At 72.6% G+C, this 22,331-nt stretch carries 19 protein-coding genes and 1 pseudogene; 10 read left to right on the top strand and 10 right to left on the bottom strand.

Annotation, left to right across the window (positions count from 1 at the left end):
* The first annotated feature begins 466 nt into the window (after window positions 1–466).
* Together ACWCRA_RS05215 and ACWCRA_RS05210 are read left to right on the top strand one after the other, a co-directional pair.
* On the top strand, window positions 467–2,560 hold the full coding sequence (locus ACWCRA_RS05215) for a TPM domain-containing protein (RefSeq protein ID WP_451066873.1): 2,094 nt from the start codon (window positions 467–469) through the stop codon (window positions 2,558–2,560).
* A 107-nt stretch (window positions 2,561–2,667) separates the two neighbouring features.
* Window positions 2,668–3,381, top strand: coding sequence for a PspA/IM30 family protein (locus tag ACWCRA_RS05210; protein ID WP_351555490.1), 714 nt, complete (start codon window positions 2,668–2,670; stop codon window positions 3,379–3,381).
* 77 nt (window positions 3,382–3,458) lie between these two features.
* On the opposite strand, the gene ACWCRA_RS05205 is transcribed toward ACWCRA_RS05210, so the two are convergent.
* The 5 genes from ACWCRA_RS05205 to ACWCRA_RS05185 form a co-directional block, all read right to left on the bottom strand.
* Window positions 3,459–6,122, bottom strand: a complete 2,664-nt coding sequence (locus ACWCRA_RS05205) for a SpoIIE family protein phosphatase (RefSeq protein WP_451066872.1) — start codon at window positions 6,120–6,122, stop codon at window positions 3,459–3,461.
* Between the two features lie 147 nt (window positions 6,123–6,269).
* Window positions 6,270–6,686 (bottom strand): ATP-binding protein, encoded by a 417-nt coding sequence (locus ACWCRA_RS05200; RefSeq protein WP_351555496.1) that lies wholly within the window; start codon window positions 6,684–6,686, stop codon window positions 6,270–6,272.
* A 202-nt stretch (window positions 6,687–6,888) separates the two neighbouring features.
* On the bottom strand, window positions 6,889–7,290 hold the full coding sequence (locus ACWCRA_RS05195) for an NUDIX hydrolase (RefSeq protein ID WP_451066871.1): 402 nt from the start codon (window positions 7,288–7,290) through the stop codon (window positions 6,889–6,891).
* Window positions 7,291–7,505: 215 nt separating this feature from the next.
* On the bottom strand, window positions 7,506–7,688 hold the full coding sequence (locus ACWCRA_RS05190) for an SPOR domain-containing protein (protein ID WP_351555502.1): 183 nt from the start codon (window positions 7,686–7,688) through the stop codon (window positions 7,506–7,508).
* A 256-nt stretch (window positions 7,689–7,944) separates the two neighbouring features.
* Window positions 7,945–8,697 (bottom strand): GntR family transcriptional regulator, encoded by a 753-nt coding sequence (locus ACWCRA_RS05185; RefSeq protein ID WP_351555505.1) that lies wholly within the window; start codon window positions 8,695–8,697, stop codon window positions 7,945–7,947.
* Between the two features lie 241 nt (window positions 8,698–8,938).
* Between ACWCRA_RS05185 and ACWCRA_RS05180 the strand changes: the two genes are divergently transcribed.
* The gene (locus ACWCRA_RS05180) at window positions 8,939–10,354 is read left to right on the top strand and encodes a glycoside hydrolase family 18 protein (protein ID WP_451066870.1); all 1,416 of its coding nucleotides are present in this window, start codon (window positions 8,939–8,941) and stop codon (window positions 10,352–10,354) included.
* A 103-nt stretch (window positions 10,355–10,457) separates the two neighbouring features.
* On the opposite strand, the gene ACWCRA_RS05175 is transcribed toward ACWCRA_RS05180, so the two are convergent.
* Together ACWCRA_RS05175 and ACWCRA_RS05170 are read right to left on the bottom strand one after the other, a co-directional pair.
* Window positions 10,458–11,747, bottom strand: coding sequence for a DUF4190 domain-containing protein (locus tag ACWCRA_RS05175; protein WP_451066869.1), 1,290 nt, complete (start codon window positions 11,745–11,747; stop codon window positions 10,458–10,460).
* A gap of 143 nt (window positions 11,748–11,890) precedes the next feature.
* Complete coding sequence (locus ACWCRA_RS05170; protein WP_351555513.1) at window positions 11,891–13,477, bottom strand: S8 family peptidase; 1,587 nt, start codon at window positions 13,475–13,477, stop codon at window positions 11,891–11,893.
* 288 nt (window positions 13,478–13,765) lie between these two features.
* Between ACWCRA_RS05170 and ACWCRA_RS05165 the strand changes: the two are divergent.
* From ACWCRA_RS05165 to ACWCRA_RS05155, 3 genes and pseudogenes are all read left to right on the top strand, one after another.
* Window positions 13,766–14,019: pseudogene (locus tag ACWCRA_RS05165) on the top strand (type II toxin-antitoxin system RelE family toxin); the annotation flags it as partial.
* Between the two features lie 332 nt (window positions 14,020–14,351).
* Window positions 14,352–14,621: a type II toxin-antitoxin system Phd/YefM family antitoxin gene (locus ACWCRA_RS05160; RefSeq protein WP_007266282.1), complete on the top strand. Its 270-nt coding sequence runs from the start codon at window positions 14,352–14,354 to the stop codon at window positions 14,619–14,621.
* Window positions 14,614–14,877 carry a type II toxin-antitoxin system RelE family toxin gene (locus ACWCRA_RS05155; RefSeq protein ID WP_351555517.1) on the top strand — a complete coding sequence of 88 codons (264 nt, stop codon included), beginning with the start codon at window positions 14,614–14,616 and terminating at the stop codon, window positions 14,875–14,877. Before ACWCRA_RS05160 ends, ACWCRA_RS05155 begins: the two co-directional genes overlap by 8 nt.
* 133 nt (window positions 14,878–15,010) lie before the next feature.
* Here the strand turns inward: ACWCRA_RS05155 and ychF are convergent, their stop codons facing one another.
* Complete coding sequence (ychF, locus tag ACWCRA_RS05150; protein WP_351555520.1) at window positions 15,011–16,099, bottom strand: redox-regulated ATPase YchF; 1,089 nt, start codon at window positions 16,097–16,099, stop codon at window positions 15,011–15,013.
* A 188-nt stretch (window positions 16,100–16,287) separates the two neighbouring features.
* Here ychF and ACWCRA_RS05145 point away from each other — a divergent pair, with 188 nt between their 5' ends.
* Window positions 16,288–16,860 carry a DUF6542 domain-containing protein gene (locus ACWCRA_RS05145; protein WP_451066868.1) on the top strand — a complete coding sequence of 191 codons (573 nt, stop codon included), beginning with the start codon at window positions 16,288–16,290 and terminating at the stop codon, window positions 16,858–16,860.
* Between the two features lie 59 nt (window positions 16,861–16,919).
* On the opposite strand, the gene ppgK is transcribed toward ACWCRA_RS05145, so the two are convergent.
* Both ppgK and ACWCRA_RS05135 read right to left on the bottom strand, forming a co-directional pair.
* Window positions 16,920–17,666 carry a polyphosphate--glucose phosphotransferase gene (ppgK, locus tag ACWCRA_RS05140; protein ID WP_351555525.1) on the bottom strand — a complete coding sequence of 249 codons (747 nt, stop codon included), beginning with the start codon at window positions 17,664–17,666 and terminating at the stop codon, window positions 16,920–16,922.
* 30 nt (window positions 17,667–17,696) lie between these two features.
* Window positions 17,697–18,728 carry a 4-hydroxy-3-methylbut-2-enyl diphosphate reductase gene (locus ACWCRA_RS05135; RefSeq protein ID WP_351555528.1) on the bottom strand — a complete coding sequence of 344 codons (1,032 nt, stop codon included), beginning with the start codon at window positions 18,726–18,728 and terminating at the stop codon, window positions 17,697–17,699.
* An 85-nt stretch (window positions 18,729–18,813) separates the two neighbouring features.
* On the opposite strand from ACWCRA_RS05135, the gene ACWCRA_RS05130 reads away from it, so the two are divergent.
* From ACWCRA_RS05130 to ACWCRA_RS05120, 3 genes are all read left to right on the top strand, one after another.
* Entirely contained in the window at window positions 18,814–20,202 is a 1,389-nt protein-coding gene (locus ACWCRA_RS05130; protein WP_351555531.1) for an APC family permease, read from the top strand.
* Window positions 20,203–20,739: 537 nt separating this feature from the next.
* Window positions 20,740–21,948 (top strand): exodeoxyribonuclease VII large subunit, encoded by a 1,209-nt coding sequence (gene xseA / locus ACWCRA_RS05125; RefSeq protein WP_451066867.1) that lies wholly within the window; start codon window positions 20,740–20,742, stop codon window positions 21,946–21,948.
* A 95-nt stretch (window positions 21,949–22,043) separates the two neighbouring features.
* The gene (locus ACWCRA_RS05120) at window positions 22,044–22,307 is read left to right on the top strand and encodes an exodeoxyribonuclease VII small subunit (protein WP_351555537.1); all 264 of its coding nucleotides are present in this window, start codon (window positions 22,044–22,046) and stop codon (window positions 22,305–22,307) included.
* The last annotated feature ends 24 nt before the right edge of the window (window positions 22,308–22,331 follow it).

Here is a 22,331-nt window from a genome sequence, read left to right as displayed (position 1 = left end):
GAGGACGGACCCTGTGCCACAGGACCCCGCACCCTGCGGGCCACGGTCGGGGGCCAGCCCCCGAACCCCCGCGCCTCAAACGCCGGCGAGGCTGGATGTTGCGCCCCAGCCCGCCAGCAAGGCCGGGTCTGCTCCGGTCACCGGCGAGGACGGATTCGCTCAGGTCACACGCGAGGCCGGGAACACTCGGATCACCCCCGAGGACAGGTTCACACGGGCCACCCGCGTGGGCGGATCGCACGAGCCACACACGAGAACAGGTTCACACGGGCCACACGCGAGGCCGGGTTCACACAGACCACACGCGAGGCCGGGTTCGCACGAGCCACCCCGAGCCCAGGAACCCTCGGGCCACCCCGAGCCCAGAAACCCTGGTCCCCCACACAAAACCCAGCTCCCCCAGGTCAGCCTCCGAGGCACCAGCGTCCGGTCGCGAGGGCGAGGAGCGGGACTTAGCCTCCGAGATGTGACGCGAATCGCCACCCCGGTGCTGCTCGCCGCGCTCCTCGCGGCGTGGACACCGACCGCGCCCCGCGCCCCCTCCACCCCCGACGACCCCCCCGCCCCCCTCTCCCGCCAGGGCCAGATCACCGACCGGGTCGACGCCCTCGCCGGGCGCAGGCCCCAGGTGGTCCGCGCACTCGACCGGCTCTGGAGCGACGAGCGGCTTCAGCTCTTCGTCGTCTACGTCCGCGACTTCTCCGGGCGCTCCGCACCCGAGTGGGCCGACGCCACCGCCCGGAAGAACGGCCTGGGCGTCGACGACGTCCTCCTCACGGTCGCCACCCACGACCGGCAGTACACCTACTGGGTGGCCGCCTCCTCCCGGCTGAGCGATCCCCAGCTCACCCGGGTCGCCACCACCGCCATCGAACCCGCGCTGCGGGAGAGCGACTGGGCGGGCGCGGCCATCGGCGCGGCCGACGGCTACGCGGCGGTGCTGAACGGGCGGCCCGTGCCCACCCCCGCGATCACCCCCGGCATCCCCGACCCCGGCGGCGACGGCGCGGGCAGCAGCGCCGGCGACCTGGTCCTCCCCATCGCCGTGGCCGGCGGCGCCGCCGCGCTCGGGGCGTACGCCTGGACCCGGCGCCGGCGGCGCACCGCGACCCGTACCACCCCCGGGGGCGACCGGGCCGGCTGGAGCAGCGGCCCGCCGCCCGAGGTGCCGCTCGCCGAGCTGGACACCCGGGCCCGGCAGGCCCTGGTCGACACCGACGACGCGCTCCGCACCAGCCAGGAGGAGCTGGGCTTCGCCGCCGCCCAGTTCGGCGACGACGCCGCCCGCCCGTTCCACGACGCGGTCGGCTGCGCCAGAACCCAGCTCATGGGCGCCTTCCGGCTGCGCCAGCGGCTCGACGACGCCCACCCGGAGGACGACACGGAGCGCCGGCGGATGCTCGACGAGATCCTCTCCCGGTGTACGGAGGCCAACAGACGGCTCGACGCGGAGTCGGACGCCTTCGACCGGCTGCGCGCCCTGGAGCGGAACGCTCCGGAGGCGCTGGCCTCGGCCCGGCGCGCGTTCGCCGGACTCGACGGCCGGGTGCTCACCGCGGAGGCGACGCTGTCGGTGCTGCGGGACCGGTACGCCGCGTCCGCCGCCGCGCCCGTCGCGGACAGCGCCGTACAGGCCAGGGAGCGGCTGCTGTTCGCCGGGCACAGCCTGGACCGGGCGGACGCGGCGGTCGCGGGCTCCGACAACGGGGCCGCGGCCGTCCAGGTGCGGGCGGCGGAGGGCGCGCTGGCACAGGCGGCCCGGCTGGTGGAGGCCGTGGACCGGCGCGCCCAGGAGCTGGCGGAGGCCGCGGGCCGGCTGCCGGGGGCGCTCACCGAGACGGACAGCGACCTGGCCGAGGCGGGCGGGCTGCTGAAGGGCACGGCCGAGGGGACGCCGACGGCCGGTCTCCAGGGCAGTATCGCGCGGGCCGGGACCGTCGCCGCCGAGGTGCGCGCGGAGCTGGCGGCCGGACCGTACGACCCGATCGACGCGCTGCGGCGGGTCGAGGAGGCGGACGCGGCCCTGGACGAGGCGCTGGCGGGGGCGCGGGAGAACGAGCAGGGCGCTCGGCGGTCCCGGGAGCTGCTCGGCCAGGCGACGCTGGGTGCCCGTTCGGCGATCGGCGCGGCGGCCGACTACATCACCACCCACCGGGGCGCGGTCGGCAGCGAGGCGCGGACCCGGCTGGCGGAGGCCCAGCGGCGGCTGCGGCGCTCGGACGAGCTGGCGGGCGGCCCGGGGGCGGGCCGGACCGACGCCCGGGGCGCGCTGGCCGAGGCACAGCAGGCGGACGCGCTGGCACGGCAGGCACAGCGCCTGGCCGAGGAGGATGTGCGCGGCTTCGGCGGCGGGGGCGGGGGCGGGGGCGGTTTCGGTCCCGGCGGTGCGCGGGGGCCGGGCGGTGGCCTCGGGGGCGCGGTGCTCGGCGGAATCCTCCTCGGCGGCCTCTTCGGCGGCGGAAGAGGCGGCGGCGGTTTCGGCGGCGGGGGCTTCGGCGGCGGTCCCGGGAGCTTCGGCGGCGGCGGGACCCGGGGCCGTATGGGAGGTGGCCGGTTCTGAACCCGGGTCCGGTCCCGGCTCCCGGCGCCCGTCCCCACCCGCTCCCACTCCACCCCCGGACCCCGGGCCCCCGGGCCTCCGGCCCCCGGCTCACCAGGAGAAGCACCATGACCAAGCAGACCGTCCTCGGCCGCGTCACCCAGTTGGCGAAGGCCAACATCAACGCCCTGCTCGACCAGGCCGAGGATCCGGAGAAGATGCTCGACCAGTTGATCAGGGACTACACCGACAACATCGCCGAGGCCGAGGCGGCGGTGGCGGGCACCATCGGCAATCTGCGGCTGATGGAGCAGGACCACGAGGAGGACGCGGCGGCGGCCCGGGAGTGGGGCGGCAAGGCGCTGGCGGCCAGCCGGAAGGCGGATGAGCTGCGGGTGGCCGGGCAGGGCGCGGAGGCGGACCGGTTCGACCATCTGGCGAGGATCGCGCTGCAGCGGCAGCTCCAGTCCGAGCGGGAGGCACGGACGGCGGAGCCGGTGATCGCCTCCCAGTCGGAGATCGTGTCCGAGCTGCGGACCGGTCTCGACCGGATGAAAGCGAAGCTCGGGCAGCTGGGGGCCAAGCGGGACGAGCTGGTGGCCCGCTCGCGGACGGCGGACGCCCAGAACCGGATGCTGGACGCGGTGAAGAGCGTCGATGTGCTGGACCCGACGAGCGAGCTGCACCGCTTCGAGGACAAGGTCCGGCGGGAGGAGGCACGGGCGCTGGGGAAGCGGGAGCTGGCGGCGTCCTCGCTGGACGCCCAGTTCGAGCGGTTGGACAGCCTGGGCGACACGGCCGAGGTGGAGGCGCGGCTCGCCGCTCTGAAGACCGGGGCCTGAGGTGCGGGCCGGAAGCGGGAGCAGGAGCCGGGGCCGGGGCAGAAGGGCCGCCCCGGAGCCGTGCGCCGGGCCCCGGGTCAGAACATGCTGAGCAGTTGCTCCACCGTGGGCTCGGCCGCCGGTCCCCCGGCGGGCAGCGCGAGTTCGAACCAGACGGTCTTGCCGATCGGGGTGCGCCGGGAGCCCCAGGCCGCGCTGAGCAGCCCGACCAGCTGAAGCCCCCGGCCGCCCTCGTCGGTGTCGCGGGCGCGCCGCCTGCGGGGCTGCACCAGACCCGCGTCCCAGACCTCGCAGACGAGGGTGCGGTCGCGCAGCAGCCGCAGCCGGATCTCGCCCTCGCCGTACCGCAGGGCGTTGGTGACCAGCTCGCTGACGAGCAGTTCGACGGTGTCCGTCAGGGCTTCGAGGTCCCAGGAGGCCAGCAGGGCGCGCGAGAGTTCACGCGCCCGGCCGACCGAGCGGGGCTCGCGCGGCAGCACCCAGTCGCCGACGGCCTCGGCGGGCAGCCCCTGCACCCGGGCCATCAGCAGCGCGATGTCGTCCTCGCCGTGCCGGGTGTTGAGCGTGTTCAGCACGTGGTCGCAGACGTCCTCCAGCGACCGGGAGAGATCGGCCCGCACCGCCTCGGCGGGAGCGCCGGCGCGGACCGCCGGGTCGGACCCCACCGTCCGTACCGCCGGCTCGGACCCCGCCGTCCGGGTGCGCGAGGGCTCGGCGAGGGCGGTGCGGAAGGCCCGCAGCCCCTCGTCCAGCGGATGGTGCCGGGATTCGACCAGACCGTCGGTGTAGAGCGCGAGGAGCGCCCCCTCGGGCAGCTCGACCTCCACCTCCTCGAAGGGCTCGCCGCCCACGCCGAGCGGCATCCCCGGCGGTACGTCGAGCAGCAGCGCCTCCTGGCCCGGCTCGACCAGCACCGGGGGCAGATGCCCGGCGTTGGCGAAGGTGCAGCGGCGGGTGACCGGGTCGTAGACGGCGTACACACAGGTCGCGAGGTAGACCTCGGAGAGGTCGGCCCCGGGGGACTTGTGGGCCGTCCGGGACGCCTGCTGGGCGCCGATCGGGCTGCCGAGCCCCCGGGCGATCTCGTCGAGCGCGGAGAGCACCTCCGCCGGTTCGAGATCGAGGAGGGCGAGGGTCCGCACGGCGGTGCGCAGCTCCCCCATGGCGACGGCGGCCCGCAGCCCGCGCCCCATCACATCGCCCACGACCAGGGCGGTGCGGTGGCCCGGCAGTTCGATGACGTCGAACCAGTCGCCGCCGACCTCGGTGGCGGTGTTGCCGGGGAGGTAGCGGCAGGCGATGTCCAGCCCGGCGGCCTCGGGGTCACCGGGGGGCAGCAGGCTGCGCTGGAGGATGAGGGCGCGCTCGTGCTCCCTGCGGTAGAGCCGGGCGTTGTCGATGCAGACGGCGGCGCGGGCGGCCAGCTCGACGGCGAGCGCCCGGTCGCGCTCCCCGAAGGGTTCGCTGCCCTTGGTGCGGGAGAACTGGACCAGCCCGACGACCCGGTCGTGGGCGACCATCGGGACGGCGAGGGTGGACTGCACCAGGCTGCCGTCCCGGCCGGGTATGGACTGGACCCTGGCGGTGCGCAGCGCGGCGGCGCACGGCGAGTGGAAGGAGTAGCGGTGGACCTCGCCGACGGCGGTGGGCGCGCCGTCGCGGGAGCCGCACCCCGGGGTGGTGATCAGCGGGGAGTCGGAGACGGCGCTGGCGAAGGCGACCCGGCGCAGGGCGGCGCTCCCGCCGCCGAAGTTCTCGGCCCCGGGCGAGTCCCACCGGCCGGGCGGTGCCTCCTCGCCGGTGAGCAGATCCTGGACCAGGTCGACCGAGGCGAGGTCGCAGAAGCCGGGGACGGCGACGTCGAGCAGTTCGCGGGCGGTGGTCTCCAGATCGAGGGAGTTGCCGATCCGGGCGCTGGCCTCGTTGAGCAGGGCGAGGTTGCGGCGGGCGCTGGCGGCCTCGCGGACGGCGGCGTGGCGGCGGGTCACATCGGTGCCGACCCCGGCGACGCCGATGGGGCGGCCGGAGCCGCTGTGCACCCGGTAGAGGTTGACGGACCAGTGCCTGCGGTCGGCGCCGTCCCGGGCCACCCCGACGAGCTGGAGGTCGACCGCGGGCTCCCCGGTCTCCAGGACCCGGCGGAGCGCCGCGTCCATCCGTTCGGCCTCGGGGCGGGAGAGGTAGTCGTGGACGGTGCGTCCCCGGTGGTCCTCGATGCTGCCGCCGAAGACGGTGGCGACGCGCTGGTTGGCGCGCTGGACCCGCAGATCGGTGCCGAAGAGCAGAAATCCAAAAGGGGATTGTCCGAAAATGGCCTGTGAGGCGGCCAGATCGGTCTCCACCTGCCGCAGGGTCCGGACATCGACGACCAGACAGAGCGCCGCTCGCTCGCCGTTCTCCGTCTCGCTGGGCATCACATAGACCTCGGCGACCCCTCGGGGCTCGGCCCGTCCCGGCACACGGAAGGGGACCAGACCGGTCCACTCCTTGCCGTCGAGGATCTCGCCGACCTGCCGGCGGCCCTGTGTCCGCAGGTCGGACGAGAGGAAGACCTCGACCGGGTCCTTGCCCCTGACCTCGGCGGCAGTGATGCCGAAGAGATCGGCGGCACGCCGACTCCACTGGTCGACCAGCCCATCGGGGCCGATCGAGAAGGCGGCGGCCCCTATCGAGTCATAGATCGAGCCAGGCGGGCTGCTCTGCCATACGACACCGTTCGTCGTCCCAGGTATCTCGCTCACGCGACCGTCCCCTCCAGCTCACCGCACCGGACCGGCCATGACCGCAGTATTCAGCACTACGGCTCTGACGCACACGGCGTTCACGATCACAGCACGGTCTCGTTCATTTTGCGCCGACTCAGCGGTGATCGTTATCCCTTCACACTCTTAACCAGTAAGAGCCAGCTCGAACCACACTGTCTTCCCTGTCCTGCCCCTTCGGGTACCCCAGCGTCGCGCGGTTCCGGCGATGAGTTGAAGACCGCGTCCGCCCTCGTCGTCGGGGGCGGCGACGCGCTCCGTGGGCGGATCGGGCAGCGGATCGGAGACCTCCACCAGCAGGAAGGGCGCGTTCCCGTTCCGCTCGCGGTGGCCCAGCCGGACTCCGATGGGGCCGGAGGCATAGCGCAGGGAGTTGGTCACCAGCTCGCTGACCAGCAGGACCGTCACATCGGCGACAGCGGGGTCGAGCCCCCAGGCGCGCAGTGTGTCCCTGACGGCATGACGGGCGGTGCGCACCGCACCGGGCTCGGCGGGGAAGGTCCACTCGGCGCGCGCGCCGTCGGAGTCGATCACGCCGCTCACTTCCCGGACCAGCAGCAGACCCGCATCCCTTGTAGGGGGGCTAATCACCACATACCCGATATTTGGGACGAGATACCCGCTCAGCCCGTTAAGTGGTGCATGGTTGACACAAACGGCGTACGGACGGGGCCCCGCGCCCTCCGGGGCGCGCCGAACCGCCCCCGGGGACCGCCGTGAGCGCGCCCGCGGGCGGCGGAGGAGGTCATCGCAGGGTGCCCGATGCCTTGAGGTCGTCGAAGAGGAGCTGGTCGACCGGGGGGACGAGGGCGCGGTCGGCGTAGGAGAACCACGCCATCTCCTCGATCTCGGCGCTGGCCACGAGGCTGCCCCGGTACTCGCCGGTGTAGCAGCTCATCCGCACCACCGCGCCGCCCGTCAGCTTCTCGTCCCGGGCCTCATAGGTGCCCACATGGGCCACGGTCGCGGGGACGATCGACACCGTCAGCTCCTCCGCCACCTCGCGCAGCAGGGTTTCGAGATCGCTCTCCGCGCCCTCGCGCTTGCCGCCGGGGATGTAGAAGACATCTTTCCCCCGGGGGCGCGCGCAGAGAATCCTGCCGCCCTCCACCCGTACCCATGCCACCGTGTCGATCAATGCCGGCATTGCCTGCCTCACTCACGCGGAACCCGGTCAGGCTGGAGACCCTACCGGGGCGCCGCGCTCCGCCCTCGGGCGGGCGGACCGCGGGGGGAGCGCGGGGGGAACGCGCCAGGGGGCCGCGCGCCCGGCACGGGTCGGTCCGGCATCCGGGGCCGGGAGCCCCGGGCCGCTGTGGATCGGCGGCGGGCCGGCGGCAGACCGGCGGCGGGCGCGTCCGGTCAGTAGGCGGTGGTCCGCCCGACGCGCTCCACCCAGTAGAGCTGCTCGCGTCCGGCGACATCGAGCGTGTCGGCCATCTGCTGGGCCTCGTCCTCGGTCGCGTACCGACCGACGCGATAGCAGTTGCCGTTGTCGTCCTGGCGTATGACGAGCCAGGGGAGCACCGGGCCGGCGTCATTCATCGCGCACCTCCCCACCTCGCTCCGCGGGCCATCGGAAGTGGCCCGGAAACCGCGCTATGCATATGCCAGAGCCTACGCCTGACCCTCACTCAGCGGATACGGATTCACACAAAGAGAAAGGAAAGAGGGGGCGCGTCCGATCACGCGCGCCCCTCCCCCGACGCCGGACGACCCGGGATCACCCTCCTCCGGCCCGGGCCCCTCCGCCCCGGCCGGGCCGCCTCAGCGGGCCGCCTCAGCGGGCCACTTCACCGGGTCACTTCACCGGGAGGTGGTAAGCGATCCGGAAGCGGTCCGAGGGGACGACGAGGTCCGCCGTCTCGACCGCGCGCCCCGAGGCGTAGTACGTCCGCGCCAGGACCAGCACCACCTGTCCCGGCGCCCCGCCGAGAGCGCGCAGTTCCTCCGTGAGCCCGGGGCGCGCGCCGATCTCCTCCGCGACGTTGTCCACGACCAGGCCGATGGCGGCCATCCGCTCCACCACCCCGCGCCCGCCCACCGGCCCCTCCTCGGGCAGCATCACCGGGGTGCGCCCGGTGAGGTCGAGCGGCTCCCAGGAGGTGGAGAGCATCATCGGCTCGCCGCCGTCGCGGAACACATAACGCGTACGCATCAGGGGCGCGCCGGCCTCGACGCCCAGCCGCTCGGCGATCCCGGCGCCCGCCGGCGCGCGCTCACTGCCGGACTCCCAGGTGCCGCGGACGCCGTCGGCGGTCTGCTCCTGGCGGAAGAGGGAGGAGCCGGAGGCGGGCCGGTAGCCGGAGCGGGAGATACGGCGCGGCACCGGCCGCTCGCGCACATAGGTGCCGGAGCCCGAGCGGCCCTCCACCAGGCCCTCGGCCATCAGGACCCGGCGCGCCTCCAGGGCGACCGTGTCGGAGACTCCGTACTCCCGGCAGATCCGGGCCTGGGAGGGGAGCCGGGAGTGCGGCGGCAGGGAGCCCGTGACGATCTGCCGGCGGAGATCGCTCGCGATGCGCTGGTAGGCGGGCTGCTCACCGAAGGCCACTGATCACTCCCATCATCTTGACATACGGCAACAGACTGACAACCGTGGGTTGTTGACCGCAACCATGGGCCAAGGTTTCACCCGAAGTGATGAGTTGGACGCCGGAGACGGTTACCCCAGGTACCCGCGCCCGGACCATTGACCTCAATGGTCCAGACCAATACGGTCCTGACTGCACGACGCCGTTCACGGAAATGCTCCCGCGTACGCGTACGCGGGGGCACGCACAGGAATGAGTCCCATGCGTCGAAGAACCCTTGTACGCACCACGGTCGCGGTCAGCTCCCTCGCGCTCCTCGCGACGATCGCCCCCGCCGCCACCGCCACCGCCGACACCTCCGCACAGGCCCGGTCCGAGGCCCGAGCCCAGGCGGCGGACCGGGACCGGGGCCAGGACCGCGACGATGACGACGACGACGACCGCAAGCGCTCGTACAAGCGCATCGGCTACTTCAGCCAGTGGGGCATCTACGGCCGGGACTACCACGTCAAGAACCTGGAGACCAGCGGCCAGGCGGCGAAGCTGACCCATATCAACTACGCCTTCGCCAATGTCAGCCCCGAGGGCAAGTGCCTGATCACCGGCCCCCTCGGCGAGGCCGACTCCTGGGCCGACTACGTCCGCCCCGTGGACGCGTCCCAGTCGGTGGACGGCGTCGGCGACACCGCCGACCAGCGGCTCGCGGGCAACTTCAACCAGCTGCGCGAGCTGAAGGCCAAGAACCCGAACCTCAAGGTGCTGATCTCGCTCGGCGGCTGGACCTGGTCCACCCACTTCTCCGAGGCGGTCTTCACGGCGGAGAAGCGCAAGTCGCTGGTCTCCTCCTGCCTCGACATCTACATCAAGGGCAATCTGCCCGTGGACGGCGCGCGCGGCGGCGAGGGCGCGGCGGCCGGGGTCTTCGACGGCGTGGACATCGACTGGGAGTGGCCCGGCTCGGCGGGCGAGGCGGACACCCCGTACCGCCCGGAGGACAAGAAGAACTTCACCGCGCTGGTGAAGGAGTTCCGGACCCAGCTCGACGCGCACGCCAGGAGCGAGGCGCGGAAGACGGGCAAGAAGGCCAAGCACTACGACCTCTCCGCCTTCGTCCCGACGGCCCCCGCCAAGATCGACGCGGGCTTCGAGGTCCCGAAGATCATGCGGGACTTCGACTTCGTCAACCTCCAGGGCTACGACTTCCACGTCTCGGGCGAGAAGACCACCGCCCAGCAGTCCGCGCTCTACGCGAAGAACGACTTCAGCGTCCACCAGACGGTGGGCGACTGGCTGAAGCGCGGCGCCCCGGCACACAAGCTGGTCGTGGGCATGCCGTTCTACGGCCAGGGGTGGACCGGCGTCTCCGGCGGCGGCGACGGCATGGGCCAGCCGGCCGAGCGGCCCGCCCCCGCGGTGCACCAGCCGGGCTTCGAGGACTACAAGGTCCTCAAGAAGCTGGCCGATTCGGGGAAGTACCAGGTCCACCGGAAGCACGGCCAGGCGTGGCTGTTCGACGGGACCACCCTGTGGACGTACGACGACCCGAAGGTGCTCGACGCCAAGACCGAGTACATCCGTGACCGGGGTCTCGGCGGGGCGATGTTCTGGTCCCTCGACGGGGACACCGAGAACGGCGAGCTGGTGAAGGCCGTCGACCGCGGGCTGAAGCGGCGCTGACGGCATCCGCGCGCCCCGGACAGGGGTCGGGGCGCGACCGGTACGGGGCCGGTGTTCCAGGGCTGTCGGTGGCCCGGGGGCACCGGCCTCCCGCGTGTACGTCTCAGGAGGCGGGCCCGTCGGGTCCGGCGGGGGTGGCGGGGGCGCCGGGGACGGCTCGGTCCGCCGGGGGCACGGCCTCCAGCCCCAGCGCGCGGCGGATGGCGGACTCGGTCCCCACCTCCAGTGCCTTCTCGGCCGCCTGGGAGGTCCGCCAGAAGGCGTCCTCGCGATCGCTGTCCCGCTCCAGCGCCTTCAGATCGTCGTCCCGCTTCCCGTCCCGCCCCGCTTCCCCCCGCTTCTCCCTCTTCTCCTCCCATTTCCGCTCCCACTGTTCCTCCCACCGCTCGTCCCACCGCTCGTCACCGACCCGGGACGCCTTCCGCCACAGTCCGCCCGCCCGGTCGAACTCCGCGGCGCGCCGGTCCGCGGCCCCGGCCGCCCTCGCGGGCCAGTCGTACTCCCGCAGCACCCTCGCCTGCTCGGCGTGGACCGCGGCGGACTCCGCCGCCCACTCCCGGACGGCCTCGGCGTGCTCCGGCTCCGGCTGCCCCAGGAGGACGTCCCCGATCTTCGCCTCCAGCGCCACATAGGCGTACTGATCCCTGTTCAGTCCGCGCGCCGGCCCCCGGAGCGAGCCGGTGATCCGCGTCCCGTCCACGGTGGCGAGACCGCAGTGGACGGTCCGGTCCCCGGCGGCCCACTCCTCCCGGCCGGGCCGGTGGACGTACGGCTCCACATTCCGGGGAATCCGCCAGGGGTCCAGCACATACGCCAGGTGGAACGCGTCGCAGCGCTCCCAGGCCTCATGGGCGAGCGGTGTGTCGCCGGGGTACTCCGTGAAGCCGGTGACCGGGAAGGAGGCCGTGATCTCCCCCTCGTGGGGGGTGCCGCACCCGACCACATCGGCCGGCATCGCCGCGCCGTGGGCCGGTGGGTCCGTGCTGGGCAGACGGACGCAGTCCCCGCTGCGCAGCTCCGGTGCGCGCGGGCTCCGGGAGGCGTCCCTCCACCCCTCCCGGAAACCGTTCCACGCCTCCCCCGCCACACCGGTGAGCAGCAGCATCAGCACCAGCGCCGTGCTGAGGGAGGAGAGCGCCGCACCCGCGACCGCCAGCCCCCGGCCGCGCTGCCCCCGCCGCCGGATCTGCGCCAGCGCGATCAGCCCCAGCACCAGCCCGAGCGGCGGCAGACAGCAGACGACCCCGGTCACCAGGGAGGCGATGGAGAACCTGTTGACCGGGGCGGGCGCCGGGGGCGTCCCGTACCCCGGATACAGGTGATACGCCTGGTACGCGGGGTGCTGCCCGCCCGGACGGGGTGGCGGGGGTCCGCCCGGCTGTGCGGGGTCCACGGGTGCGGTGCTCCTCGTCGGATCGGGGATGCGGCAGGCCGGAATCGTATAAACCGAACGGCGGTGCCGGCGGCCCGGGTTGGGCTTTCCGACGCGGGAGCGGGGTGGCCGCCTCGGCGACCACCCCTGGATACGGCCCGGACTCAGAACTGGAGCGCCCAGGAGTCGATCTTCCCGGTGTCCTGCGCGGCGTTGTCGCCGACGCGCAGCTTCCAGACGCCGTTGGCGCTCTCGGACGACGCGTTCACCGTGTACGTGGTGTTCACGTTGTCGGCGCTGCCGCCCGACCCGTACGCCTTGAGGTTGTAGACGGTGCCGTCGGGGGCGACGAGATCGATCCGGAGGTCGCCGATGTAGGTGTGCTTGATGTCGACGGGCACGCTCAGGGCGGCGGGTGCGTTCCCGGGGACGCCGCTGACGGTGACCGGGGACTCCACCGTGGTGTTGTCGCTGATCGCGTAGTCGTTGACGTTCTCGAAGCGGTCACCGGGGGGCTGGGTCCCGCCCGCGCCGACCCGGAGCAGCCGGTTCGGGGAACCGGTGCCGGGAGAGGTCACCACACCGGTGGTGGCGGCGCCGGTGAGCGCGGTGGAGACCTGCGCCGGGGTCGCCGAGGGGTTCGCCGCGAGGTGGAGCGCCGCCGCGCCCGCGACATGCGGCGCCGCCATCGAGGTGCCGGAGATGGAGCTGGTGGCGGTGTCGTTGGTGTTCCAGGCGGAGGTGATGGCCGAGCCCGGGGCGAAGAGGTCGAGCACGCTGCCGTGGTTGGAGAAGCTGGAGCGGGCGTCGGTGCTGGTCGTCGAGCCGACGGTGAGGGCCTCGGTGACCCGCGCGGGCGAGTAATTGGAGGCGTCGGCGTTCGAGTTGCCGGCGGCGATCGCGTAGGTGATGCCGGAGGCGATGGAGTTGCGCACGGCGGCGTCGAGCGTCGCGTCGGCCCCTCCGCCGAGGCTCAGGTTGGCGACGGCCGGCTTGACGGCGTTCGCGGTCACCCAGTCGATGCCCGCGACGACCTGAGCGGTGGTGCCCGATCCGGCGTTGTTCAGCACCCGGACGCCGACGACCCTGGCCTTCTTGGCGACACCGTGCGCCGTCCCGGCGACGGTTCCGGCGACATGGGTGCCGTGGCCGTGGCCGTCCTGGGCGGTGTTGTCGTTGTCGATGGCGTCGTAGCCGTAGCTCGCCCGGCCGCCGAAGTCGCCGTGGGAGATCCTTACGCCGGTGTCGATGACATAGGCGGTCACCCCCTCGCCGGCGGTGTCCGGGTAGGTGTAGCTCTGGTTGAGCGGAAGGGCCGCCTGGTCGGTCCGGTCCAGACCCCAGGACGGCGGGTTGGTCTGGGTGGCGGTGGTGGTGAACACCCGGTTCTGCGCCACGGTGGCGACGGCCGGATCGGCGGCGAACTTCTTCGCCTGCGCCTCCGAGAGCTGCACCGCGTACCCGTTGAGCGCGGCCTCGTACGTCCGGTTGATCTTCGCCCCGTACGCGGCGGCGAGCGCCTTCCCGGCCCGGGACCCGGCGTCCACCGCGGAGTCACGGAGGGTGACGATATAGCTGTCCTTGATGACCCCCGGGGCCCCCGCGTTCTGAATAACCCCCTCCGCGGCCACCGGCCCGGCCGCGGTGGCGGCGGTGGCCGGAAGCACGGAGACCGCGCCGAGCGCGAGCGAGGCGACTGCTGTGGCGCTGACCGTGGTGAGTCTTCGACGCGAGATACGCATCACTGACATGGGGAGGTCCTCCTCGTTGAATGGCGCGTCACAGATAAAAGCGTCAGGTGCATGACATGAATGGGCCGCTGGATCTGCCATGCTCATGCCGTGCTTGCCTGCCGAGCGAAAGATTGTCCGACCCACGGGACCGGCACAAGGGCGCCCGGGGTGCTGTAACACTTGCGCCACACTGGCCATACAACTGTCATGCGCCGCAAGGCTGTTGATCGCTCGGGTCACAGGGGCGCCACAGGAGGCGGGGGGTGCGGGCCGGGGCCGCGCCGGCGCGCGGTGAGTGAGCACAGCGTGAGTGCCTGCCGAACCGCCTTCCGCCCCGAGGCGCAGGCCGAGCTTCGGAAGATCCCGCGCGAGACGGCGCCGCGCGTCCTGGCCGAGCCGACCGAGCCGGAAAGCGATCCGCCCGGCTTCAACACCACCGCACTCGTGTCCCAGCCGGATCGCCGGCGCCACGGGTCGGCGACTACCGCGTCGTCCACACGATCGACAACGGGGAGCCGGCGGTCCGGGCCGTTCACGTGGGGCACCGGCCCACCGTTCACGGCATCCGACCACCGCTGACCCCACGTCAGACTATCCAGCACCCATCAACAGCACGGGGACGACGAAGGGGCCGGGCTCGACAGAGCCCGGCCCCTTCTGACGTGTACGTTCGACTCAACGCTCGGCATACAGTAGGCGCACGGCTACACGTTGCAGCGGAACGTTCAACACACAGCTCCCACCTGCGGAAACGCGGTTCTCGGTGCCCTGATCCAGCACCGATCCAGCACGGTGCGAGTCCATCCGGCACATCCAGCACGCACGACCGCGACGAACACCCACCACCCGCGATGCGTTGTGTACACATGGGACACTCGGTACCCTTGGGCGCATGACGCAGCCGCTGCCCATAGAGTCCATCCGCGACGTGCGTGCCCACCTCGCCGAGGTCGTGGAGCGCGCCGATCGCGACGACGTACCCACAGTGATCACGCGCCGAGGCAAGGAAGTCGCCGCCGTCGTCTCCATCGAGGTACTGCGCAAGTATCAGGAATGGGAAGAGCGCGAGATCAATCGGATCATCGACGAGCGCATGGCCAACCCAGCACCCGGCATCCCGATCGAGGACATCATGAGGGAGACGCTGGCGCGCAGTGAGTGAGTACCGAACCGTCTTCCGCCCCGAGGCGCAGGCCGAACTTCGGAAGATCCCTCGCGACATGGCGCTGCGCATCCTGGCCAAGCTGACCGAGCTGGAGACCGACCCCCTCGGTTTCCACACCATCGCACTCGTGTCACAACCCGACCGCCGTCGCCTGCGGGTCGGCGACTACCGCGTCGTCTACACGATCGACAACGGAGAGCTCGTGGTGTGGGTCGTTCACGTCGGACACCGCTCCACCGTCTACGACACTTGATGCTGGCTGAGTCGGCGTCAGAACATCCAGCACCCATCCAGCACGGTGACGACGAAGGGGTCGCCTCCCGGAGGAGGCGACCCCATCTGAACTGGACGTTTGCCAGATCAGCAACGTGGCGCTACGTGACGCATCACACGTTGAACCGGAACTCCACCACATCGCCGTCCTGCATCACATACTCCTTGCCCTCCATGCGCGCCTTCCCCTTCGCGCGCGCCTCCGCCACCGAGCCCGTCTCGACGAGGTCGCCGAAGGAGATGACCTCCGCCTTGATGAAGCCCTTCTGGAAGTCGGTGTGGATCACACCGGCCGCCTCCGGGGCGGTCGCGCCCTGGGGGATCGTCCAGGCGCGGGTCTCCTTGGGGCCGGCCGTCAGATAGGTCTGGAGGCCGAGGGTGGCGAAGCCGACGCGGCCGAGGGTGGCGAGGCCGGGCTCCTCCTGGCCCATGGACTGGAGGAGCTCCAGGGCCTCGTCGTCGTCCAGCTCGATCAGCTCGGACTCGATCTTGGCGTTGAGGAAGATGGCCTCCGCCGGGGCGACCAGGGCGCGCTGCTCGTTCTTGAAGTCCTCGTCGACCAGTTCGTCCTCGTCGACGTTGAAGACATAGAGGAAGGGCTTGGTCGTCAGCAGGTGCAGCTCGTGCAGCAGGTCGCCCTGCTCCGTGCCCTTGGTGACACCGGCCGAGAACAGGGTCTCGCCCGACTCCAGGATCTTCTGCGCCGCCTCGACCGCCGCGAGGACCGCGATCTTGTCCTTCTGGAGGCGGGACTCCTTGGTCAGGCGCGGGACCGCCTTCTCGACCGACTGGAGGTCGGCGAGGATCAGCTCGGTGTTGATGGTCTCGATGTCGTCCTTGGGCGAGACCTTGCCGTCCACATGGACGACGTTCTCGTCCTTGAAGGCCCGGATGACCTGGCAGATCGCATCCGACTCCCGGATGTTCGCCAGAAACTTGTTCCCCAGGCCCTCGCCCTCGCTGGCGCCGCGCACAATGCCCGCGATGTCCACGAAGTCCACCGTCGCGGGCAGAATCCGCTGCGATCCGAAGATCTCCGCGAGCGTGGCGAGACGGGCGTCGGGGACGCCGACCACACCCACATTGGGCTCGATCGTGGCGAACGGGTAGTTGGCCGCCAGCACGTCGTTCTTGGTCAGGGCGTTGAACAGGGTCGACTTGCCGACATTCGGCAGACCGACGATTCCGATCGTGAGCGACACGTTGGCGACTTCCTGAGTGAGGGCTGGGGGACGAGGCGGAGAGGGGCCCGTGGACGGGCCGATCCCCCAGTTTACGGGCGGGGCGAAGCGGGCACGGACGGGAGCCGCCGCTCGAACCTTTCGCCAAGGTCGCCCAAAGGGCGTGTCCCGCACCTGATTCCTCCCCACTCGCCGCCTACGTTGGTCGCGTGGAGCAGCCCAGGACCCGTCCCCCCCAGAGCCGGCAGCGGCCCCAGCCCCCTCTGTCGTCACCGAGCGCGCTCGCCGAGAGCCCCGCCGTGTACGGCGTACGGCCCTCCGCGCGCCCGGCGCGTCCCGTGCCGCCGGTGGTGCGCACCCTGCGCCGGCTGCCCGGCCCACGGCTGACGGGTCTCGGCGGCGGGCTCTTCGCCTGTGTCGCGATGCTGCTGATCGGAACGCTGGACCGGCTGCTCCTGGACGGCTCCGCCGTGGTGTACGGGGTGCTCTTCCTGCCCGTCTGCGCGCTCACCGCGCTCTGGGTGCGGGAGGCGGACATCGTCACCGCCCCGATCGGGGTGCCCATCGCCTTCGCCACCGGCATCGTGCCGATCTCCGGCGGCGAGGGCGGCCTCGGCGAGCAGATCATGGCCGTGGTGACGGCGCTGGCCCTGCACGCGGGCTGGCTGTACGGCGGCACCCTCGTCGCCGGGCTGATCTCCTGTGTCCGGAAGGTACGCCAGATGGGGCGGCGCAGGCGCCGGGTGCGGCCCGGGCCGCCGGTGAGGCCGGGCCGCCGGTGAGGCCGGGCCGCCGGTAGCCGGTCGGTCGTCAGTGGCGGCAGTCGGTACGCGGGGGCCGCTCAGCCCCGGCCGCCGGCCGACGCCATGGCCGCGCCCACGATCCCCGCGTTGTTCTGGAGCTCCGCCGGAACGATCTCCGCCCGGATGCCCTCCAGATGCGGCAGGAACTTGTCCGCCTTGCGGCTCACCCCACCACCGATGATGAACAGCTCCGGCGAGAACAGCATCTCCACATGGGCGAGGTACTTCTGGAGCCGGTGCGCCCAGTGGTGCCAGCTGAGGTCCTCGTCCTCCTTCGCCCTGGTCGAGGCGTGCTTCTCGGCCTCCCGGCCGTGCAGCTCCAGATGGCCCAGCTCGGTGTTGGGCACCAGGCGCCCGTCGATGAAGACCGCGCTGCCGATCCCCGTACCGAGGGTCAGCAGCATCACCGTCCCCCCGCGGCCGCGGCCGGCCCCGAAGGTCATCTCGGCGACCCCGGCGGCGTCCGCGTCGTTCAGCAGGGTCACCTCGGCCCCGTCGAGCCGCTCGCTCAGCAGCTTCGCGGCGTCCAGGTCGATCCAGCCCTTGTCGACATTGGCCGCGCTGCGGGTGACGCCCCCGGTCACCACGCCGGGGAAGGTGATGCCGACCGGGCCCGACCACCCGAAGTTCCGCACCACCTCGGCGACGCCGTCCGCCACCGCGTCCGGTGTCGCCGGGTGCGGGGTCAGCACCTTGTGGCGCTCCTGGGCCAGGTCGCCGCGGTCCAGATCCACGGGAGCGCCCTTGATCCCCGAGCCGCCGATGTCCACTCCGAAGACGTTCATGGAGCCAACGTTACGGGCAGCGCCCGGCTGTTACTCGTCGGACGAGGCCACGGAGGCGGGGACCTGCGCGGTCCCGGCCGCCTTCGCCATCAGCTCGGCGGCCTCCGCGCGCAGATCGCGGCGCAGCTCCTTCGGCAGCGAGAAGGTGATCGACTCCTCGGCGGCCTTCACCAGCTCCACGTCCTGGAAGCCGCGCTGCGACAGCCACTCCAGCACGCCCTCGACGAGGATCTCCGGCACGGAGGCCCCGGAGGTGAGACCGACCGTGGAGACGCCCTCCAGCCAGCTCTCCTCGATCTCGGCCGCCTCGTCGACCAGGTGGGCGGCGCGGGCGCCGGCGCCGAGGGCGACCTCCACCAGCCGGACGGAGTTCGAGGAGTTCTTCGAGCCGACGACGATGACCAGGTCCGCGTCGGCGCCCATCTGCTTGACCGCGATCTGGCGGTTCGACGTGGCGTAGCAGATGTCGTCGCTGGGCGGGGAGATGAGCTGCGGGAACTTCTCCTTCAGCCGGTCGACGGTCTCCATCGTCTCGTCGACGGAGAGGGTGGTCTGGGAGAGCCAGACGACCTTGGAGTCGTCGCGGACCTCGACCTTGGCCACATCGTCGGGGCCGTCGACCAGGGTGATGTGGTCGGGGGCCTCGCCGGAGGTGCCGATGACCTCCTCGTGGCCCTCGTGGCCGATGAGGAGGATGTCGTAGTCCTCCTTGGCGAACCGGACGGCTTCCTTGTGCACCTTGGTGACCAGGGGGCAGGTCGCGTCGATGGTCGCGAGGTTGCGGCCGGCGGCCTCGTCGTGGACGACCGGGGCGACGCCGTGGGCGGAGAACATGACGATGGACCCCTCGGGGACCTCCGCCGTCTCCTCGACGAAGATCGCGCCCTTCCGTTCCAGGGTCTGGACGACGTACTTGTTGTGGACGATCTCGTGGCGGACATAGACCGGCGAGCCGTACTGCTCCAGGGCCTTCTCAACGGCGATCACGGCGCGGTCCACGCCCGCGCAGTAGCCACGGGGAGCGGCGAGCAGGACGCGGCGGGCGGGAGACGTAGCAGTCATGGACCCATCGTAAGGCCGTTCAGAACAGGCGAGCCGCCGGTGCCTGGGGGAAGACTGGGACGGCACGCGACGGACGGAGGGCCGGATGACCAAGGGCAGGGGCCAGGACACGGGCGCGGTCGCGGGCGCGGTCCCGGCCGGAGGGGAGCTTCGGCGGAGTCTCGGGTTCCGGGATCTGGTGGTCTACGGTCTGCTCTTCATCGCGCCCATGGCCCCCGTGGGCGTGTACGGCACCCTCGACGCCAAGTCGCACGGCGCGGTCGCGCTGGTGTACGCGGTGGCCACCGTCGCGATGGCGTTCACCGCCCTCAGCTACGCCCAGATGGTGCGGGTCGCCCCGCAGGCCGGGTCGGTCTTCACCTACGCCCGGAAGGCGCTGGGCGAGGGGCCCGGGTTCATCGCCGGGTGGATGGCGCTCCTGGACTATCTGCTGATCCCGGCCGTCGCGTATCTCTTCTCCGGGATCGCGATGGAGGCGCTGGTCCCCCAGGTGGACCGGTGGGTGTGGACGGGGATCGCCGTCGTGGTGACCACGCTGCTGAATCTGTGGGGGGTGCGGGCGGCGGCCCGGGTGGGGTTCGCGGTGCTGGCGATGGAGATCGTGGTGCTGGTGGTCTTCGTGGTGTCGGCGGTGGTGGTGCTGGCGCGGGACGGGGCGCGGCGCGACTGGCTCTCGCCGCTCACCGGGGACACCGCTTTCTCGATGACGGCCGTGTTCGGCGCGGTGTCGGTGGCGGTGCTGTCGTATCTGGGCTTCGACGCGATCGCCTCCTTCGCGGAGGAGGTGACGGGCGGGTCGCGGAAGGTCGCCAGGGCGGTGCTGTTCTGCCTGGGGCTGGCGGGGGTGCTGTTCTTCGTCCAGACGTATCTGGTGGCGCTGCTGGAGCCGGTGTCGTCGGCGGAGCTGGCGGCCGATCCGGCCCGGCAGGGGTCGGCGTTCTACGACGCGGTGGATGTCTCGGTCGGGTCCTGGCTGCACGATCTGATCGCGGTGAGCAAGGCGATCGGCGCGGCGTTCGCGGCGCTGGCGGGGCAGGCGGCGGCGGGGCGGCTGCTGTTCGCGATGGCGCGGGAGCGGCGGCTGCCGAAGGTGCTGGCCCGCACCGACCGGGGTACGCCGAGGGTGGCGCTGCTGCTGGCGGCGGCGGTGAATCTGGTGGCGGCGGTGTGGGCGGCGCGGCGGGCGGACGGGCTGGACCACCTGGTGTCGGTGGTGGACATCGGGGCGCTGACGGCGTTCGTGCTGCTGCACGCGAGCGTGGTGGGGTGGTTCGTGGTGCGGCGGATGGAGGGGCCGCCGCGGTGGTGGAGGCATTTGGTGGCGCCGGCGGTGGGGGCGGCGATCCTGATCGCGGTGATGGTGGAGGCTTCGGGGACGTCGCAGGTGGTGGGGGTGGTGTGGCTGGGGGTGGGCCTGGTGGTGCTGGCCTTCCTCTGGGGCCGCCCCAGCCCCCCGGGGGCCCCGGAGCGCTGATGCGCGGGGCCTCGCGGGCGTTTGAGGGCCGCGCACCGGCCCAGCCGCGCCGGTGGGTGCCTCCCCCAGAGGCAGCTCTGGGGGGAGATCGAGCCGCACCATCCCAGCCCCGGTTGAGCCGCACCATCCCAGCCCCGGTTGAGCCGCACCATCCCAGCCCCGCCGACCGGGCCGAGGCACGGAATCCGGCCCCGCCGACGAGCTGAGGCACCACATCCGGCCCCGCCGCCGTTTGAGCCGTACACCTCGGCTTCCCCCTGACGTTTGAGCCGCACCTCCAGCCCCCGCCGGCGGCTGGGGCGCACCACCTCAGCCCCTCCGGCGATTGAGGAGCGGGGGTTCGGGGGCCGGCCCCCGAACCGGGCCCGCAGGGTGCGGGGCTCCCGCGGCACAGGGGCCGTCCTCGAACCCCCGCTCCGGCTGGGAAGCCCAAGGCACCCGAGGTGCGGAGCCGTCCTCGGATGACGGGGCGGCCGGAGAAGGGCCCGTGGGGAATGGCGCGGGAGGGGTGTCCGAGGGGGCCGTTAGGCTCGGGGGATGGCTTTGAATACGTCGCCCGAGACGCCGCTCCCCGTCGGCGAGGTGTCCCGGCTGATCGGCGGGTGGATCGACCGGCTCGGCGCGGTCTGGGTCGAGGGCCAGATCACCCAGCTCTCGCGCCGCCCCGGCCAGGGAGTCGTCTTCCTCACCCTCCGCGACCCGTCCCACGACATCTCCGTCGGCGTCACCTGCTACCGCCAGGTCTTCGACGCCGTCGCGGGCGTCGTCACGGAGGGCGCCCGCGTCGTCGTGCACGCCAAACCCGAGTGGTACGCGCCGCGCGGCCAGCTCTCCCTGCGGGCCGTGGAGATCCGGCCCGTCGGCGTCGGCGAGCTGCTGGCGCGGCTGGAGCAGCTCAAGCGCTCCCTCGGCGCCGAGGGCCTCTTCGCCCCCGAGCGCCGCAAACCCCTCCCCTTCCTCCCGCATCGGGTGGGCCTGGTCTGCGGCCGGGCCTCCGCCGCCGAGCGCGACGTCCTGGAGAACGCCCGCCGCCGCTGGCCCGCTGTCCGCTTCGAGGTGCGCAATGTCGCCGTGCAGGGGGTGCGCGCGGTCGCCCAGGTGGTCGCCGCGGTCCAGGAGCTGGACGGCATCCCCGAGGTCGATGTGATCATCGTGGCGCGCGGCGGGGGCAGCGTCGAGGATCTGCTCCCGTTCTCGGACGAGGCGCTGGTGCGCGCGGTGTCCGCGTGCCGTACGCCGGTGGTCTCCGCCATCGGCCACGAGCCGGACTCCCCGCTGCTCGACCTGGTCGCCGATCTGCGCGCCTCCACCCCGACGGACGCGGCCAAGAAGGTCGTCCCCGACGTGGGCGAGGAGCTGGAGCGGGTGCGGCTGCTGCGGGACCGCGCGCTGCGGACGGTCCAGGGGCTGCTGGAGCGCGAGGAGCGCGGTCTCGCCCACGCCCTGGGCCGCCCCTCGATGGAGCATCCGCACCGGATGGTGGAGCAGCGGGAGGCGGAGACGGACGCCCTGGTCGCCCGCAGCCGGCGGGTCCTGGGCCATCTGCTGGACCGGGCCGTGTCGGAGCTGGCGCACACCCGAGCCCGGGTGCTCTCGCTCTCCCCGGCGGCGACCCTGGAGCGGGGGTACGCGGTCCTCCAGCGGGAGGACGGGGCGGTGGTCCGCTCCCCCGATGAGGTCGCGGCGGGGGACGCGCTGCGGGCCCGGGTCTCGGCGGGCGAGTTCGCCGTCCGGGTGACGGAGTGAGCGGCGCGCCCCGGTCCGGCCCCCGCACCGGCCCCCGCGCCGGGAATGACACCCCACCCGAGGTCACAGAACCCGAGATCATGGAAATGGATCACATGACTGACAGCACGGCCGGCGGCTCCGACGGGACCGCGCCCGGCTACGAGCAGGCGAGGGACGAGCTGATCGAGGTGGTGCGCCGGCTGGAGGCGGGCGGCACCACCCTGGAGGAGTCGCTCGCGCTCTGGGAGCGCGGCGAGGAGCTGGCGAGGGTCTGCCGCCACTGGCTGGAGGGCGCCCGCGCCCGGCTGGACGCGGCGCTCCGCACCCCGGAGAGCGAGGGCGAGAGCGCGGAGAGCGACGGCACCGGCCCGCGGTGACCCCGGGAGCGGGGCCGGGAGGGG

This window comes from Streptomyces sp. NPDC001889, from assembly GCF_053594535.1.
This window is presented reverse-complemented; position numbering and strand designations above follow the sequence as displayed.